At 51.4% G+C, this 15,885-nt stretch carries 13 protein-coding genes; all 13 read right to left on the bottom strand.

Annotated features, from left to right (window positions below; translation table 11 throughout):
• Positions 1-49 precede the first annotated feature (49 nt).
• On the bottom strand, positions 50-1,099 hold the full coding sequence (locus G549_RS0109525) for a substrate-binding domain-containing protein (protein WP_027834840.1): 1,050 nt from the start codon (positions 1,097-1,099) through the stop codon (positions 50-52).
• Between the two features lie 21 nt (positions 1,100-1,120).
• On the bottom strand, positions 1,121-2,368 hold the full coding sequence (locus G549_RS0109530) for a M20 family metallopeptidase (protein ID WP_027834841.1): 1,248 nt from the start codon (positions 2,366-2,368) through the stop codon (positions 1,121-1,123).
• Positions 2,361-3,575 carry an ROK family transcriptional regulator gene (locus tag G549_RS0109535; protein WP_027834842.1) on the bottom strand — a complete coding sequence of 405 codons (1,215 nt, stop codon included), beginning with the start codon at positions 3,573-3,575 and terminating at the stop codon, positions 2,361-2,363. Before G549_RS0109535 ends, G549_RS0109530 begins: the two co-directional genes overlap by 8 nt.
• Positions 3,576-3,965: 390 nt before the next feature.
• Positions 3,966-5,000, bottom strand: coding sequence for a LacI family DNA-binding transcriptional regulator (locus tag G549_RS0109540; RefSeq protein ID WP_027834843.1), 1,035 nt, complete (start codon positions 4,998-5,000; stop codon positions 3,966-3,968).
• An 8-nt stretch (positions 5,001-5,008) separates the two neighbouring features.
• Positions 5,009-6,712: an amylo-alpha-1,6-glucosidase gene (locus G549_RS0109545; protein ID WP_027834844.1), complete on the bottom strand. Its 1,704-nt coding sequence runs from the start codon at positions 6,710-6,712 to the stop codon at positions 5,009-5,011.
• Between the two features lie 3 nt (positions 6,713-6,715).
• Complete coding sequence (locus tag G549_RS0109550; RefSeq protein WP_027834845.1) at positions 6,716-7,528, bottom strand: carbohydrate ABC transporter permease; 813 nt, start codon at positions 7,526-7,528, stop codon at positions 6,716-6,718.
• Entirely contained in the window at positions 7,521-8,456 is a 936-nt protein-coding gene (locus G549_RS0109555) for a carbohydrate ABC transporter permease (RefSeq protein ID WP_246778363.1), read from the bottom strand. Before G549_RS0109555 ends, G549_RS0109550 begins: the two co-directional genes overlap by 8 nt.
• Positions 8,457-8,480: 24 nt before the next feature.
• On the bottom strand, positions 8,481-9,710 hold the full coding sequence (locus tag G549_RS0109560; RefSeq protein WP_027834847.1) for an ABC transporter substrate-binding protein: 1,230 nt from the start codon (positions 9,708-9,710) through the stop codon (positions 8,481-8,483).
• A complete protein-coding gene (locus G549_RS0109565) occupies positions 9,707-10,873 on the bottom strand; it encodes an ABC transporter ATP-binding protein (RefSeq protein ID WP_027834848.1) in 1,167 nt (388 codons plus the stop codon). The genes G549_RS0109560 and G549_RS0109565 overlap by 4 nt, the downstream gene beginning before the upstream one ends.
• 148 nt (positions 10,874-11,021) lie before the next feature.
• Positions 11,022-12,980, bottom strand: a complete 1,959-nt coding sequence (locus G549_RS0109570) for a beta-galactosidase (protein ID WP_027834849.1) — start codon at positions 12,978-12,980, stop codon at positions 11,022-11,024.
• 299 nt (positions 12,981-13,279) lie between these two features.
• Positions 13,280-13,933, bottom strand: coding sequence for a fructose-6-phosphate aldolase (gene fsa, locus G549_RS0109580; RefSeq protein ID WP_027834850.1), 654 nt, complete (start codon positions 13,931-13,933; stop codon positions 13,280-13,282).
• Positions 13,934-13,987: 54 nt separating this feature from the next.
• Positions 13,988-15,283, bottom strand: a complete 1,296-nt coding sequence (locus G549_RS0109585; RefSeq protein WP_027834851.1) for a TRAP transporter large permease — start codon at positions 15,281-15,283, stop codon at positions 13,988-13,990.
• A complete protein-coding gene (locus G549_RS0109590) occupies positions 15,280-15,843 on the bottom strand; it encodes a TRAP transporter small permease (protein ID WP_027834852.1) in 564 nt (187 codons plus the stop codon). The genes G549_RS0109585 and G549_RS0109590 overlap by 4 nt, the downstream gene beginning before the upstream one ends.
• Positions 15,844-15,885: the final 42 nt, after the last annotated feature.

Here is a 15,885-nt window from a genome sequence, read left to right on the forward strand (position 1 = left end):
TTGTTTAGGATGGATGGCGTGCCGGGCAGAAAGCCCGGCACATCCTAAATTACTTGGTCAAGCTCTCAGGTGCGTCGCGGTGCAGCGAGCGCATCCAACCTTCGGACACATTGTCAGCATTGACGGTCACCGCAGGTGCCACCACAAAGGCGGGACTATCTTGGCCCAGCAACCCGCGGGCAGCAGAGGCGGCCATGGCACGGCCCAGCTCATAGGCTTCATCAGCCACAATCGCCGCAACATTGCCGCCGCGCACCATATCCAGCGCGATTGGCTCAGATAGATCAAGCGTCACCACTTTGGTGGTTTTGTTGCCATTGGCGCGCAAGGCAGACAATACGCCTTCCGCCGGACCAGCCCAGGTCACATAAACGCCAGCCAGATCTGGATGCTTCAACAACATCGCATTGGCAATATCTTCCGCCCGTGCAGGATCAGAAATGCCCGCCTGCGCAACGATTTCCATATTTGGATAATCATTTTCAATGGTCGACTTAAACGCATTATCGCGCTGGTTGGTCACATAGTAAGTCGCGTCGTGATAGATCCAACCCACTTTGCCTGTTTCACCCAGGTCAGCCGCCAAAGCGTCAGCCGCTTGCTTGCCCATGGCAAACAAATCATCGGTCACGATGGAGGCATATTGCGCGCCATGCTCAAAGCCAGATGGCACATTGGACAAAAACACCAATTGCACATCATTATCAACAGCCTCTTTAAACGCTGCCGCTGACGCCACAGGATCAAGTGGCAAGGCCAAAATGATGTCTGGCTCTTTGGTCATGACCGTCTCAATGTCAGAGCGTTGTTTCGCAGTGTCAAAGCCTGCATTTGTTGTTGCCACAACTTCAATGCCCAAGCGGGTGAATTCGTCGGTCGCCCCTTCGGTAACCGCATTCACAAAATCTGACTGATCGTGCCAAACCAACGCGGCCTTATATCCACCGTCTTTTAGGGTCTGCACGTCGCTATCTGCCACAACAACTTCTTGCGAAGGTGTGGCGGTTTCGCCGTTCGGGCCGATTGTTTGCGCAAATGTCGCGCTTGTCATCAACAAGGTGGCCAAAGCCCCCGCTGCTGTAAGTTTACTAAGTTTCATCATGGTTCCTTCCTCCATAATTTATTCAACCGTGCCGCAATAGCGGACGATGAATGCTGCAAAGGCCGTTATCCCGGCCAAATATTCATTGATTGAAATGCGCTCTTCCAAGGTGTGGCAGTTCGCAATATTGCCCGGCGCGCAATAAACAGTTGGGCATCCCAGCCGCTCGATCAGAAACGGTGCTTCAGACCAATATGGCGCCCCATTAACAGTGCCGCGTTCAGGCATGGACGCCGCGAGCGCTTGCGACAATTGCGCAATCGCCGGGTTCGACCGATCGATGTCTGTGGGCGATCCACCGAATGTATGGTCCCGACCTGCGGGATATGAAATGTCAAAACTGCAGCCGGTGTCCGTAATGCCGCGTTCAATGGCTGCTTCCAAGGCAGCCACGGCCTCATTAAGGCTTTGTCCCGGCAGCACTTTGCAAATAAGCGACAATTTGCATGCGCCCGGCACCGCAATATAACCGCCACCCTCAATCTTGGTGATCAGGATAAAGGCATCGCCCACCAGATCATGATGAGCTGCCGCACCCATCTGGTCCGACAGGTCCCAAATCTCTTTCATCACGCGATGGCTGGCTTTCAGCGCATCAATACCCTGCTCCGGCACGCCGAAATAGGCGGTTTTGCCTTTGATGCTAATGTCGGCAATGAAAAAGCCCATCTGCGCTGGGAACACTTGCAATTGCGTGGGTTCCACATAAACGGCGAAGTCTGGCTTATGCCCGTCCAGGAATTCTTGTGATTGGGTCAGATGGTCAATCCCAGCACTAATGCCCGTGCCTTCTTCGCCGCTTTCTTCGTCCCCGATAAAGGCATAGCTCACATCGCCCTTAAGCGTGATGCCTGCCTTATCAATCAAATCCAGCGCGGCGAGACTGGTGCAAATGCCGCCCTTTAAATCGCCAGTGCCCCGGCCCCACATTTCACCATCAATAATGGCGCCGCCAAATGGATCTTCGCGCTGATCGCCTTGCCAATGTTCGCGCCACCCTTCCACATGCACCACATCAGTGTGGCCGATAAACAAAAGGTTTGAACCGCCGCCATTGCCTTGGCGCTTGCCAAAGATATTGGGGCGGCCGGGCAAAAATTCTTCCACAACTGGGCCAAGCTGACGTGCACTCATTTCGTTTTGCAAATAGTCAACAAAGTTCGCCTCATTGCCGGTGATGCTCTCGCGGGCCACAGCACCGCGCAACAAATCAACAGCTTGGTTTTCGTCCAGGAATGAGCGGAAGTCAGGCATTGTTTTAGCCATTGGAAACGACCCCCAAATTGGCAAGTTTCGCTGGTGGCAAAGTGATTTCAGCGCCCGGCACGCCACCCGCCAAAAGGGTGGCGTGCACGTGGCTCAGGCCTAGGGAGGCTGCGCCAATAAGGGCGGCTTTGCCGCCCAATTCACTAATGCTAAGTTCAACAGGTTCCCGCGTGATCAAGGCAAACTGGGCTTTGATCCGTGTGAACAATTCCTCACGACGGCCAATAGACCCGCCAAAAACAATTTGCTCCGGGTCCATCAAAGCGCAGATCGCGGCCAAAGCCCGCGCTGTTTCCCGCGCCGTGCGATCAATGACTTTGACGGCCAGATCATCTTCATCAAGCCGATTAAATATTTCCGGCACTTCAATCTTTTCGCCCGTCAGCTCAAAATAGTAGTCGCGCATGGCGTCTGTCGCGGTGACGCGCTCCAACGCCCCTTGGCGCAAAGATGCATCTTCAAACGGGTCCGCACCGAACGGCAGATAGCCAAGTTCGCCTGCTCCGCCATGCTTGCCGCGCACCAATTCGCCATTCAAAATGATGCCCGCACCAATACCCGTGCCCAGGGCAACATAGGCCAGATCATCCACATGCTGAGCCACGCCGCCCCAATGCTCACCGAGCACCGCAAGGTTCACGTCATTCTCGATGACCACATCAAACCCAAGCGCTTTGGAAAGCTCGCCGGAAAAATCAATCTCATCCAACATGGCGATATTGGGCGCCATCTTCACCGCCCCGGTTGCCGCATCCGGCACCCCGGGCACGCCGACAACAGCAAGCCGCAACCGATCTTGGTCCAGATCATGCTCAGCCATCGCCTGACGACAAAGGCGCGCAATTTGGCGCACCACATCCAATCCACCTTTGGGATCAGTTGGTTCCGTCGCCTCGCCAAAAATCTGGCAAGCCAGATTGGCCACCGCCACTTTTACCTTGGTGCCCCCCAAATCCACCGCAGCCACAAAGGCCGCATCGGGCACCACCTCAAAATTCATCGCAGCGCGGCCCACATTGCCGCGCTCCAGCCCCACCTGCTGCACCCAGCCTTCACTCTCCAGCTCTTTGGCAACTTCAGAAAGCGTTTGTTTGGACAAGCCCAAGCGCTTTGCAATAGCAGCGCGAGAGATTGGCCCTTCATGGGCAATCACTTCAAAAACATTACATTTATTAAGTCTGCGAATATTGTTTGCCGTTTCGGTCATCTAATCACTTCTATTAATTCGTCAACTTACCGAACTAATAGATCAAAACAACAAATGCGTCAATGCATCCCTTCATCATTTTATGAATTCGGCGTCAAAACGAGGCGCACATGAAAGCTTAAATGCCTAAGTCGAAAGACCGCGAATAACTGTCACTGCGAAGCCAAGAACCGTGGAAACCCATTGTGTACACTTACCTTCTGCCAAGCCGGCAAGATATTGAGCACAGATAGACCCAACCCTACGCGGAAGAAATTGTTTCACGCCGCTCGGCAGTTACCAATGCTGCAGAACCCTGGACCGTTGCGCTTGGAATACCATCACTCAATGAGTGGTTTCAGATCGCGACGACCTAAACTAGGGCGTGTTCAAATCAGAACATGACCCATTTTATTTGATGACAGACACGTCTGACGATCTTTCAATGAGGTCAGGCACAAACAGTTTTTGTAGTTTTTCCGGCGCTTCACCATTGAGCAGTCTCAGCATAAATTCGCCAAGCACGCGGCTGGGTTTGGAAATGGGCAGATAGCAAGTGGTGATAGGGGGTGAAAAATATTGCGAGACGTTCAAATCATCGGTCGCAATTACAACCGCTTCGCGCCCGTGCTCATAGCCGCGCACGTGAAATCCTGACAAAACACCCATGGCCGTCGCCTCATTGGCGCAGAAATAAGCCGTAGGTGGCGCATCAAACATTGACATTTCAAAGAATTGCTCGCGTCCAAACGCCGGGGTGAGTTCACCATTGGCGATCAACTCGCGATCGAAGGGAAGCGACGCCGCTTCAAGCGATTGACAGTAGGCCCGCTCACGCGCTTGAGAATACATCAACACCGCATCTGCATTCAGCATCGCGATCCGGCGATGCCCTTTTGCGATCAGTCGCTCGACGCAGATCGAAACGATGCGCTGGTTGTGCGTATCCACATAGGCATGAGGCTGCGCCAGCGTGGTCATGCCATAGGTAACAAAGGGAAATTCTTGCAGCTGCATATATTCAACACGCTCATCCTGAGCGCGGGTGCCTGGCAGAATAATTCCGTCGGCCTTGCGGTTGGCGACAATACGCCGAATAATCTCGAAACTCTCTTCATACGAGCTGGCTTGGTACTGCACCACGCGATAGGGCGTGTCGTGCAACACATCCGACACGCCATAAACAAGCTGCGCATAACCGACACCACTCCATTCATCATCATGGGGAGAAGAGATGACGGTGATCATTGCAATCTGGTGTGTTTTGCCGGTGCGCAGCTGAACTCCACTCAGATTAATCTCATAGCCAAGTTTTTTCGCCGCCTCCAAAACCTTATCGCGGGTGTTTGGCCTCACCTGCGGCGACCCGTTCAAGGCTTTAGACACAGTGGCCGTCGACAGACCCGTATCCTTGGCAATAGTTTTAATTGTAGGGCGCGTTGACATATGGCTGCTCAAATTTCCTTCCCGAAATCGTTAGCCAATAGTTGGGCAAAACGCAAATAAACCGCTGATGTCCATGCAAAAGCTTTGTCGCGCAAGGCAACCCCACTTAGCGCATCAAAATTTTCAGCCATGCCCGATGTTTCGCACAAATGCTGATATTTTTGCATGATATCGTGGGCGCGTTCATGTTCATTTTGAGCACGCAAGCCTTCAACAATAAGAAGCGTTGTAGGCGCCCAAATTGGGCCACGCCAATATCCATCATCTTCGTAAAAATTACTCTTGGGTGATTCTGTAGCCGGCCCCCATGCGGTCACCATGCCGAGATCGTCAAATCGCTGAAGCAGTTTTGCACTGATTTCCGCAGGCAGCTTGCCGCCCAACAAAAGTGGCATAAACTGGATAAGGCTCTCATCCGGCAAGGGTTTTGTCGGTTCGTGCAGCAGACGCACCTGAAAGGTTAGGCCGTCCCACAATTGATCCAGCAACAGCGCAATCAGCCGATCCTCTTGTACTTCAAAATGCCTGGCTTGCGCGATTTCACCAGCGCTATGCGCCAATTGCGCGATGGCACGCGCCGTGAGTGCCAGAAAGGTTGGCAGGTCCGGCCCAATTACCGGCCCACCCTCTGCAAAGAAACTAGCATTGTCCCAACCGCTGTCATTGCCATGGGCATAGCTCGGCAATGATTGATCACCTGCCCGCGTATGGGTCATCCAATAACTGAACTGGCACACTAGCTTTTCGCGCAAATAGGCCAATTGATCGGCGGAAAACTGATCAGAATTGCGTTGCAACATCAAACTGATCGCCCATCCATGCACTGGTGGCTTGGTGAAGCTGAAGGACGCGCCTTTGTCATGCACAAAATCGGGTAACAGGCCGCTTTCGTCCTGATGATCAAAGATCGCGGCAAACTGGTCGAAGGCCAACTGCGGATCATTTTCTGCTACACCGAGTGCGGAAAACGCATTGTCCCAGCTCCATATATTGATCATATGGTTCTTCGACATGTATATAGCGGGGGCCGTCAGCGCGCCCTTCATCGGCACGGTATTGGCCCATAAAAGATATGAAGCCAATTCGGCGGCTTCACCTTTTGACGACAAACACCAACTTGCAAAGGAAGCTGCGCTTTGTGTTGTGGCCTCCGCAAAACCCCTATTGGGCACATTCGGAGCCAGACGCTCATGCAACATAAGGCCGGCGTCCAACGCCACGCCGGAAAAGCAAACCTCAACATTGTCCGCATGATCGCGTCGCCATTGGCCTGACACACTGACATTTCCCTTATGTGCGAAGGGCGTGAGCCGCAAATTTTCACCCGCAGCAACCACGCAATCCGCACCAAGCGCCGTTTTATGAGCATAATCATAGCGCGAGCCGTTGAGGGCAAAAACAATCACTGCGCCGTCAGATTTTATATGCAGTACCTCGCCTTCACCGATAGCAAATGCGGCATTGGCTACTTTCTGTTCGCCGAGATAGAGCGCCACATTCAACGCCGAGGGCGTAAGTTCAAAAGTCGGGGTTAATTCACGGCCCGCTTCATCTTCAAACCGTATGTGGCACAATTTGCCAAGGCTAGGGCGCTCGTCGCCACCGGCTACAAAACGCAGATGAAGGGCGCGATCTGCGCCCTCCCCCATCATAGACAATGTTGTAAAGCGTTGGTGCCGCGAGAATGGCACCTTATCGAAATCAAACAGCATCGCCTAACCCTTTACCGACGAGCCAATGGCACCGTCCATAATATAACGTTGAGCAAAGAAAAACAGGATCAACGGTGGGATACAAAGCAGCACGGTGATCGCCGCAATCGACGTAATATCAGTTTCATGCAGCCCTTTGAACATGGAAAGGCCAAGCGTGAGCGTATATTTCGACTGGTCATTGAGGAAAATCAGCGGCCCCAGATAGTCGTTCCATGCATTCATAAAGTGGAACGTGCCCACCAGCACAAGCGCGGGCATCATTAGCGGCAAATGAATACGCCAATAAATCTGCCACGCATTGGCCCCATCCATCCGCGCGGCCTCATCGATCTCAATGGGCACAGTCATAATATATTGCCGCAGCAAAAAGACAAAGAAGGCTTCGGCAAAGTAGGCGGGAACAATCAATGGCTTAAGCGTATTAATCCAACCCAGCATGTTGAATTCCATATAGAGCGGGATCATTTTCACATCCCATGGGATCATCATCGTGGCCAGCAGAACGATAAAAATCACGTCACGCCCTCTGAACTGAAACCGGGCGAAGCCGTAGGCCACCAACGAGGACGAAAACAACTGCCCGATGGTGGACATAACCACGACGATGGCTGAGTTTTTGAAATAGACGTCAAAGGGTTGCTTAAACCAGGCTGTGATGAAGTTTTCCCACTGTACATCGCTCGGCCAGAATACAGGCGGATATTGATAAAGCTCTGAAATGTCTTTTACAGCAGTGATAAAGGTCCAATAGAATGGCAGTATGAACAAAGCGGACAAAAAGATAAGCGTGCCATAGGTGAAGGTTCTAAGCATCTTTGTTGCCTCCCTTTTTCATCTCGCCTTCGTAATAAACCCAAGCCGATGATGATTTCATCACCATCATGGATAGTGCCAGTATGATCAGGAACATCACCCAAGAGTTGGCGGCGGCATAGCCCATCTCGAAATGCTTGAAGGCATTGTCATAGATATACATGGCGAAGAAATATGTGCTTTCGAGCGGCCCGCCACCGGTGAGCAAAAGCGCGATAGTCAATTGCTGAAACGCCGCAATGATTGACGTGATAAAAGTGAACAAGATCATCGGCGACAACATGGGAATGGTAATGAATATGAGTCGGGCCCATGCAGGCACACCTGACATTTTTGCAGCTTCGTAAAGCTCTTTCGGGATGGATTGCAGACCCGTCAGCAAGATTAACATAGTGCCGCCAAGCCCCCAAAGTGACGCGATCACAATGGCAAGAAGCGCCCAGTTCGGATCCCCTAGCCAATTTGGCCCATCAATACCGGCGAGACCCAGCAAGAAGTTCAGGATTCCATATTCATGGCTATAGATCCAAGCCCAGATGGTGACAAGCGCCACGCCGGAAATCACACTTGGGAGATAGAATATCGTCCGAAAAATACCGCTGCCGATCACCCTTTGATTGAGCAAAACAGCCAGCAGAAGGCCGAGAATGATATTAAACGGCACGAAAAACAGGCCGAATTTAATGGTAACCCACAAGCTATCCCAGAAAAGCGGGTCTTGGGTCAGCATCACTTCATAATTCTGGGTGCCTATAAATTCGCGCTCCCCCACCACTGGCCAATCGTAAAAGCTCATCACGAACGAGAATACCAACGGGCCAAGGGTGAAGAAGAAAAAGCCCAATATCCAAGGGGAGATGAACAAATATGGCGTGAGTTTATCAACGAATTTTTGTCGTTGATACTGCCGATCTTGAACTCCAGACATAATATCCATCCCCCCTATCGTGGGTTAGTTTAGGTGGCGCTGCGAACGAGCTACAGCGTCATCAAGATGTTTCTTCGCATTGCCTTTTTCGATCATTGTGGCTTCAATCGCGCGCTCAAGGTTCGCTTGGATTTTGCCCCAATTTTCGTGTTTCAGGAATGCGTTTGACTCGCTGTCGGAAACCGCCAACATGTCAAAGAACGGCTTGAAGATCGGATCGGTTGTCATTTCCATTTCTTCAGCAACGCTTGTGCGGATTGGCAAATCATTCGTGCGCAATTTCACCGCTTCAGCTGATGAGAAGAACTTGATGAACTCCCATGCCAAATCTGGGTTCTTTGTGTCTTTGGCCATAGACATGGCTGACGCACCGATGGACGAGTGCACGGGCTTGTCGCCAAAGGATGGCAGCTTTGCCACGCCATAATTGATGCCAGCTTCGTCGAAGCCGCCTTTTGACCACATGGCCGATTGATACATGGCCAGCTTTTCGCCCTTAAACAGTGCAGAACCGGAGCTATTGTCGCCAATGCCGAGCACAACTGCCTCTTCATTCGCAGCCATATCCGCAAACATGGTCAGCACTTCCACGGCTTCCGGGCTGTTCATATAGCCATCAACCGCAGAACCATCTTTTGCGATAAAGCGCGTGCCGTTTGACCAGAAGAATTGCTCATAATCAAATGGGTCAGGTTTGGCTTCGACTGCAAAGCCATAGACCTTATTTTTTTCATCACGGAATTTCGCTGCCTTTTCGCGCAGCTCAGCCCAGGTCCAATCTTCACTTGGCATTTCAACGCCTGCTGCTTCAAACATGTCCTTATTGTAGAACACAACATGAGTGGTAAAGCCTGCCGGCATGCCATAGGCATCACCGTCAATGCGCGTGGTGTTGATCAATCCAGGCGGAATATCATCCAAGTTCATAGCATCCGCGTCGCGCGCCATAAAATCATCAAGTGGCATCAATGACGTGTAATATTTGGGATAGTTCCACATATACATCACATCGGGCGGATTACCGGCGCCAAATGAGGCGATCAGCTTTTGGTCATAACCATCTGCATATGGCTCAACTTGCACCTTCACACCGGGATTTTCAGCTTCAAACCGGCGTGCAATTTCTTTTTGAATTTCAAGGCTCTCATCGCTATCCCAAGTGGCAAAGCGTAGGGTCTCCTCCCCAAGAGCCGTACCTGACAGTGCGGCGACTGACAAAACAGACGCCACGGCCAGCTTCTTCAAATGTTTCATTTTTCCTCTCCTCTTTGCGCCGCACCATGCAGCGACTTTTGTCGATCAATCAGTGATCGTGTTTCCGCATCCAATTCACGCGGATATGCCTGCCCCTCCCCATTGAAAATGTGGCAATGCTGAGCAGGAAATTTCAGATAAACACCGTCGCCCGTCGCCGCAGGATGGGTGCCGCGGGCAATTGCTACAAATGTTTGGCCATTTTCGAGTTTGATATGCACTTGGCTTTCAGTGCCGAGGCGCTCAACCAGCAACACTTGGCCGTTCATATGGGCCTCGTCTTGCGCGACCAGTTCAATATTGTCTGGACGAATGCCCAAAGTGTGCGGGCCAACGACATCTTTTGCCGCCCCTTCGAGCGCCACTTTGATTTCACCAGACATTCCGGCAGCACTGACAGTAAGTTCTTTTTCGCCAGAGCTCTTGGCCGACACATCCAAAAAGTTCATTTTGGGCGAACCGATAAAACTGGCCACAAACAGATTTCGCGGCGCATAAAACAGCTCTAGCGGCGTACCGAATTGGGCAACTTTGCCTTGGTCCAACACCACCACGCGGTCTGATAAGGTCATCGCCTCCACCTGATCGTGTGTCACATAAATCATCGTGACACCGAGGCGTTTATGGAGGTTTGCCAGCTCAACCCGCATTGTGACGCGCAAGCCTGCGTCCAAATTGGACAAAGGCTCATCCAGCAAAAACAGTTTTGGGTCACGCACGATTGCCCGACCAATCGCCACTCGCTGCCTTTGACCACCGGACAGCTGCTTCGGACGGCGCTTCAACAGTTCCGTAATTTGCAGAATTCGCGCTGCATTTTGCACCCGCTCATCAATCTGCGCTTTGGGCACGCCATTGAGAGACAACCCAAACGACAGGTTCTTGTAGACATTCATATGCGGATAAAGCGCGTAATTCTGAAACACCATAGCTATGTCGCGCTTGGCAGGCGGCAGTTTGCTGATTGGCTGCCCACCTAGCACAACTTGCCCCTCATCAATCTCTTCGAGGCCAGCAATAGAGCGCAAAAGCGTGGTTTTGCCACAGCCCGATGGTCCCAAAAAACTTACGAACTCGCCATCGCGAATATCGAGATCAATCCCTTTAAGGACCCGAAGGCTGCCAAACTTCTTTTCCAACCCATCGATCTTTACGCCTGCCATGTGTCTCCCTCTCCCTGGCATTTATCAAAAATATAAACGTTTAACTTAAGATGTAAAGTTTAAATTCAATTATTTTAGATGTGCCGTTAAAGAAAAATTTGGCTAAATATATCAAACAGTTAAACGCATACCTTGGCATCTCTAATTACTAAATCCGCCAGATAACCAAATCACGCGGCGCAACCTTGGCCTGACCGAGCAAAATTTCCGCCTCGGCGGGCACGTCAATTTCCGCCATCCGATCGCCAAAATTGAAGGCAAAATGCAATTCCCCTCTTTGAGTAATCCGCACGTCAGCGTTCAACTGCACGGCAGGTACGCCCGCCCAGAGCAAAAGCTTATCCACCAGTACGTCCAACAGCGCACCAGAAAAGTTGGCGGCGCCGTACCAGCATTTATCATTTCCCACCAAGGCGGGTGATTGATCACGATGGTCAGATTTGAAGCGCGCCAGAATGGCCTCATCGCTTTCAATACATTCACGCCAATTGCCAACAGGATAGTTTTGCCCATCCAATTCTATGTGATCCCCGCAATAATCGGGTAGTGATTCAACGCGCTTCACCTTAACATTAACAAGACGCGCAAATTCACCCGGCGGCAAATGGTCTGGAATGTGCATGTTTTGTGTTTTACTACCGGTGCGTGCACTCAGATAGATTTTGGCTTTACTCAACGCCAGCTTTTCTGCCAGGTCGCCATCTTCCAAAATCACATCGGGCAAGATCACCAAATCATAAGCGGCCATGTCATCTTGCGGCCCCACAATATCAACATCCACACCGCGTGCCGAAAGGGCCTGATACCAGTTCATCATATTGCGTGCGCTTGAATAATCAGCGCCTTGAGGCAGGCTACCTGCCGCCCAGCGCGAGGCATAGTCCAGTACCAATGCAACGCGTGCAGGCGCTCTGTCGGCGATTCCCGAAGGTAAAACAGCCATTTCTTTGGCCACTTGCGCGACCTCATAATAAGCCTGATCTGCGTCGTCATTGGGCAGCAGTAAACCGGCATGAAACTGTTCTTGTGCAAATCTTGATTGCCGCCAGCGAAAATAACACACCACATCAATGCCATGCGCAAAAGCAAGCCAGGTCCACAGCCGTACCATACCATCATGGGGGGATTGATTGTGCTCAGCCCAGTTTACCGGACCAGGCTGTTGCTCCATGATCCACGCGCGCCCTTGTCCGATGCGCCGATAGAGATCATTGTTAAATGCAGGCTGATCCGGCATGCCGGTGCGAAGCAAGCGCGCTTTCTCCTGATCGTCCATTCCACTATGCACCAGCGCACCCATGGGGTAGCTATCCCAGGATGCAAAATCTAAATCATCCCCGACTTTATAGTGGTCAAAGTCCACATTGTGTCCCATAAAATTATGGGTAACAGGGCGCCCTGGCGCATATTTTCGCACAACATCAACTTGCGCGCGATTGAACCTGACCACTTCATCAGAAGCAAACCGTTGATAATCCAGAAGGTGCGTTGGGCTTGGCTCTTCCACCAACCCATTGGGCAGCTCGACCTGATCAAAACGATTATATTTCATACTCCAAAAAGCGGTGCCCCATGCCTCATTGAGCGCTTCGATAGTTTGGTAGCGAACAGCCAGCCAGCGTTGAAATGCCTTTTTGGCATTTTCTGAATAGCTGTGAATTGTGTCGTGATCGCCATATTCGTTATCGATCTGCCAAGCTTGCACAAAAGGGTTCGCCCCATATCGTTTGGCATACTCCGCCGCAATCCGAACTGCATGCTCACGATAAACATCGCTGGAAAAACAATAATGGCGGCGCGCCCCAAACTTTCGCACCTGCCCATCGGCAGCGACCGGAAGAATATCTGGATGTTGGTCGACTAGCCATTTTGGGGGGGCTGCGGAAGGGGTGCACATAACAACCTTCAAACCAGCCGTACCAAGGATATCCACCGCACGGTCTAGCCACGCCCAATCGAAAACACCTTCTTCTTCCTCGAGGAGTGACCATGCAAACTCGCCAACCCGAACCCAACTAAGGCCCAGCTCAACCATGCGCTGAGCATCCTGTTGCCACATATGCTCTGGCCACTGCTCCGGATAATAACAAACACCCAACTCAAACATAGACTCTCCTCGCCAACCGCAACACGCGCCAGTAGATTCAGCAACCGGAATCACACCTCAGCAATTTTATGGCACATAATTCCCAAAATATAAACGATTATATTTATGGCCCTGCATTCCGTTTGCATTTGATAGACAGATTGATGCAGCAAGCTGAACTCTCTATTGAAACCGATCAAAACTGCTAAGAAAAATCGGCATTTGGGTTCGAACACCGTTCGCACACTATTTTTTCGATCACTCAACTAATCTATTGCATCTAATCCAATGCTTAGTCGGCCTCTAGTATTCGACTTCAACTAAAGGATTGATTGACCGGTTGATTTCCAGTCATTGACGAAGGCTTCAAGGCCTTTTGCGGTCAATGGATGTTCGGCCAGTTTGCGGATCACTGCTGGTGGGATCGTCGCCACATCAGCACCCGCAAGCGCGCTATCGCTCACATGGTTGGCTGAACGGATTGACGCCGCCAAAATTTCGGTTTCAAAACCATAATTGTCGTAAACCGTGCGGATATCTTCGATCAACTGCATGCCATCCAAATTGATGTCATCCAAACGGCCAATAAAGGGCGACACATAGGTTGCGCCAGCTTTGGCGGCCAACAGGGCTTGGTTGATGGAAAAGCAAAGGGTGACATTTGTTTTCACACCCTTATTGGTGAAATAGCGACAGGCTTTCAAACCATCCATGGTCAAAGGCAGTTTGATCACCACATTGTCGGCCAGTGAGGCGAGGTAATCGCCCTCTTTCACCATGCCATCATAGTCTGTGGCGGCCACTTCAGCGGAAACAGGACCGTCAATCAGGTCACAAATTTCCTTCACCACTTCAATAAAGTCACGGCCGGATTTGGCGATCAGGCTTGGGTTGGTGGTGACACCATCCAAAAGGCCAGATTCGTTGAGTTCTTTGATTTCAGCGACTTCTGCTGTGTCGACGAAAAATTTCATATCCGCTCCATTACATTTCGAAATGATACATTAAAAACACACCACCTTAAGCGCCTATCCGGCATAGCCGAATAGACGTGGGAGGGTTAGGACAAGCTCTGGCCAAAGCACCATGCACAACAGCGCGAAGAGCAGCGCACATAGGAACGGCCAAACCTCGGCGATGATCTCGGACAGCGGGATACGAGAAACCGCTGATATAACGAACAGCAACACCCCATAAGGTGGCGTGATCAACCCGATCATCGAGTTCACAACCGCCACGACCCCGAAATGCACCAGATCGATTCCCAACTCCCGGCAGGCCGGTATAAACAAAGGAATGATCACCAGAATAATCGTGGTCGCGTCGAGCACACATCCCAGCAGCAGCAACAGTAGATTAACGCTCAGCAAAAACAGCAAAGGATCGATTTCCAGACCCACCAGGTGCTGCGCCAAAAGCGTCGGTATATTCTCGGAGGCGACGACATAATTCAAAATGAGGGCACCACCGATCACCAAGCCAACCGCCGCAGACGAACGCGCACTGTCCACCAAAATATTCAGCAAAGATTTGAATGTTAAGGTGCGATAGAAGAGCCCGGCCAACACCAAAGCATACAATGCCGCGACAGCCGCTGCCTCGGTAGGCGTGGTCACGCCGCCATAAATACCATAGAGCAGGATCGCGGGCATCAGCAGTGCCGGGAAGGCATTAAAGGTTTTGGCTGGCAACTCCCGCAAGGGTGTCGGTTCCTCAAACGCAAATCCACGCCTTTTGGACAGATACCAGTTCATCAGCATCAAGACGCCGCCCATAAAGAGGCCAGGCACAATGCCGCCCAAAAACAAATAGCCAATGGATGTATTGGACACCAAGGCATAGAGCACCATTGGAATGGAAGGCGGAATAATGGGCCCGATGGTAGCCGAGGCCGCTGTGATCGCCGCCGCATATCCGCGCGTGTAATGACCGCTCTTGGTCATCATTTGAATGATGATCTTGCCAATACCCGCCGCATCGGCCACGGCAGAACCTGACATGCCTGAAAAAATGAGCGATGCAACGATATTCACATGTCCCATGCCGCCGCGGAAACGACCGACAAGCGCCACGCAAAAGGCCAGAAGCCTGTCGCTGATCGAGCCGGCATTCATGATGTTGGCGGCGACAATAAATAGGGGCACCGCCAGCAGGACAAAACCTTGGTAAAGGCCGTCCATCAACACTTTGCCTGCCACGCCCATACCGACGCCGCTCACCAGCAAATACACGCTAACGGCGATTAGAATAGACAGACCAATCGGCGTTCCGATGCCTGCAAACAAAACAAGCGTCGAAATACACAGGATGAATTCAAGGGTCATTTTTCGGTACTATCCTGAACTGACACGACATGATCCTCAGCGCCAAACCGGATGGCTTTGTACGCTGCCCAACCATAGCGGAGCGCAACAACGGCAAGGAACAAAATGTAAATGGAATAGATGTCTCGCATGCGCACCCAATCGCCAAAAACAGCGCCCAGGCTTGCAGTCTTTTTAAGCCTCAAAATCGCAAATTTGGACCAGGTGGGTTCAATCGAAAACAGCAAGACCAAGCAAATTACTGTGCTTGACAGGATGACGATCCAGCGCCGGATTGCAGGGCTGACCATGTTAAAAAGAATGTCAAACCTGACATGATCGTGTTGGCGCACCACAAAGGCATTTCCCCAGAACACCAGCCAAACCCAGAGAAAAAGGCAAAATTCCAACGTCCACCCAAAATTGGATGGGGTGAGAAAGGGGAAGAGTTCAGCCAGCCAGTCCAAACGGGCCGAATATCGGACAAAAATTTGCAATATGAACGTCAAAAACATCGCAGCCATCATGAGGGCAGCGATGGTCTCGGCGAACTTCACAAATGCGGCGTAAATCTGCCTCATCAAACTCTACCTTGGACAAATGCATCCACCCGGGTGGATAAA

This window comes from Maritalea myrionectae DSM 19524, from assembly GCF_000423365.1.
Classification (GTDB): Bacteria; Pseudomonadota; Alphaproteobacteria; order Rhizobiales; family Devosiaceae; genus Maritalea; species Maritalea myrionectae.

Bases quoted from the DNA above. Each gene is read 5' to 3' on its own strand.
- G549_RS0109525 (WP_027834840.1), bottom strand. From the start codon at position 1,099: ATGAAACTTAGTAAACTTACAGCAGCGGGGGCTTTGGCCACCTTGTTG.
- G549_RS0109530 (WP_027834841.1), bottom strand. From the start codon at position 2,368: ATGGCTAAAACAATGCCTGACTTCCGCTCATTCCTGGACGAAAACCAA.
- G549_RS0109535 (WP_027834842.1), bottom strand. From the start codon at position 3,575: ATGACCGAAACGGCAAACAATATTCGCAGACTTAATAAATGTAATGTT.
- G549_RS0109540 (WP_027834843.1), bottom strand. From the start codon at position 5,000: ATGTCAACGCGCCCTACAATTAAAACTATTGCCAAGGATACGGGTCTG.
- G549_RS0109545 (WP_027834844.1), bottom strand. From the start codon at position 6,712: ATGCTGTTTGATTTCGATAAGGTGCCATTCTCGCGGCACCAACGCTTT.
- G549_RS0109550 (WP_027834845.1), bottom strand. From the start codon at position 7,528: ATGCTTAGAACCTTCACCTATGGCACGCTTATCTTTTTGTCCGCTTTG.
- G549_RS0109555 (WP_246778363.1), bottom strand. From the start codon at position 8,456: ATGTCTGGAGTTCAAGATCGGCAGTATCAACGACAAAAATTCGTTGAT.
- G549_RS0109560 (WP_027834847.1), bottom strand. From the start codon at position 9,710: ATGAAACATTTGAAGAAGCTGGCCGTGGCGTCTGTTTTGTCAGTCGCC.
- G549_RS0109565 (WP_027834848.1), bottom strand. From the start codon at position 10,873: ATGGCAGGCGTAAAGATCGATGGGTTGGAAAAGAAGTTTGGCAGCCTT.
- G549_RS0109570 (WP_027834849.1), bottom strand. From the start codon at position 12,980: ATGTTTGAGTTGGGTGTTTGTTATTATCCGGAGCAGTGGCCAGAGCAT.
- fsa (WP_027834850.1), bottom strand. From the start codon at position 13,933: ATGAAATTTTTCGTCGACACAGCAGAAGTCGCTGAAATCAAAGAACTC.
- G549_RS0109585 (WP_027834851.1), bottom strand. From the start codon at position 15,283: ATGACCCTTGAATTCATCCTGTGTATTTCGACGCTTGTTTTGTTTGCA.
- G549_RS0109590 (WP_027834852.1), bottom strand. From the start codon at position 15,843: ATGAGGCAGATTTACGCCGCATTTGTGAAGTTCGCCGAGACCATCGCT.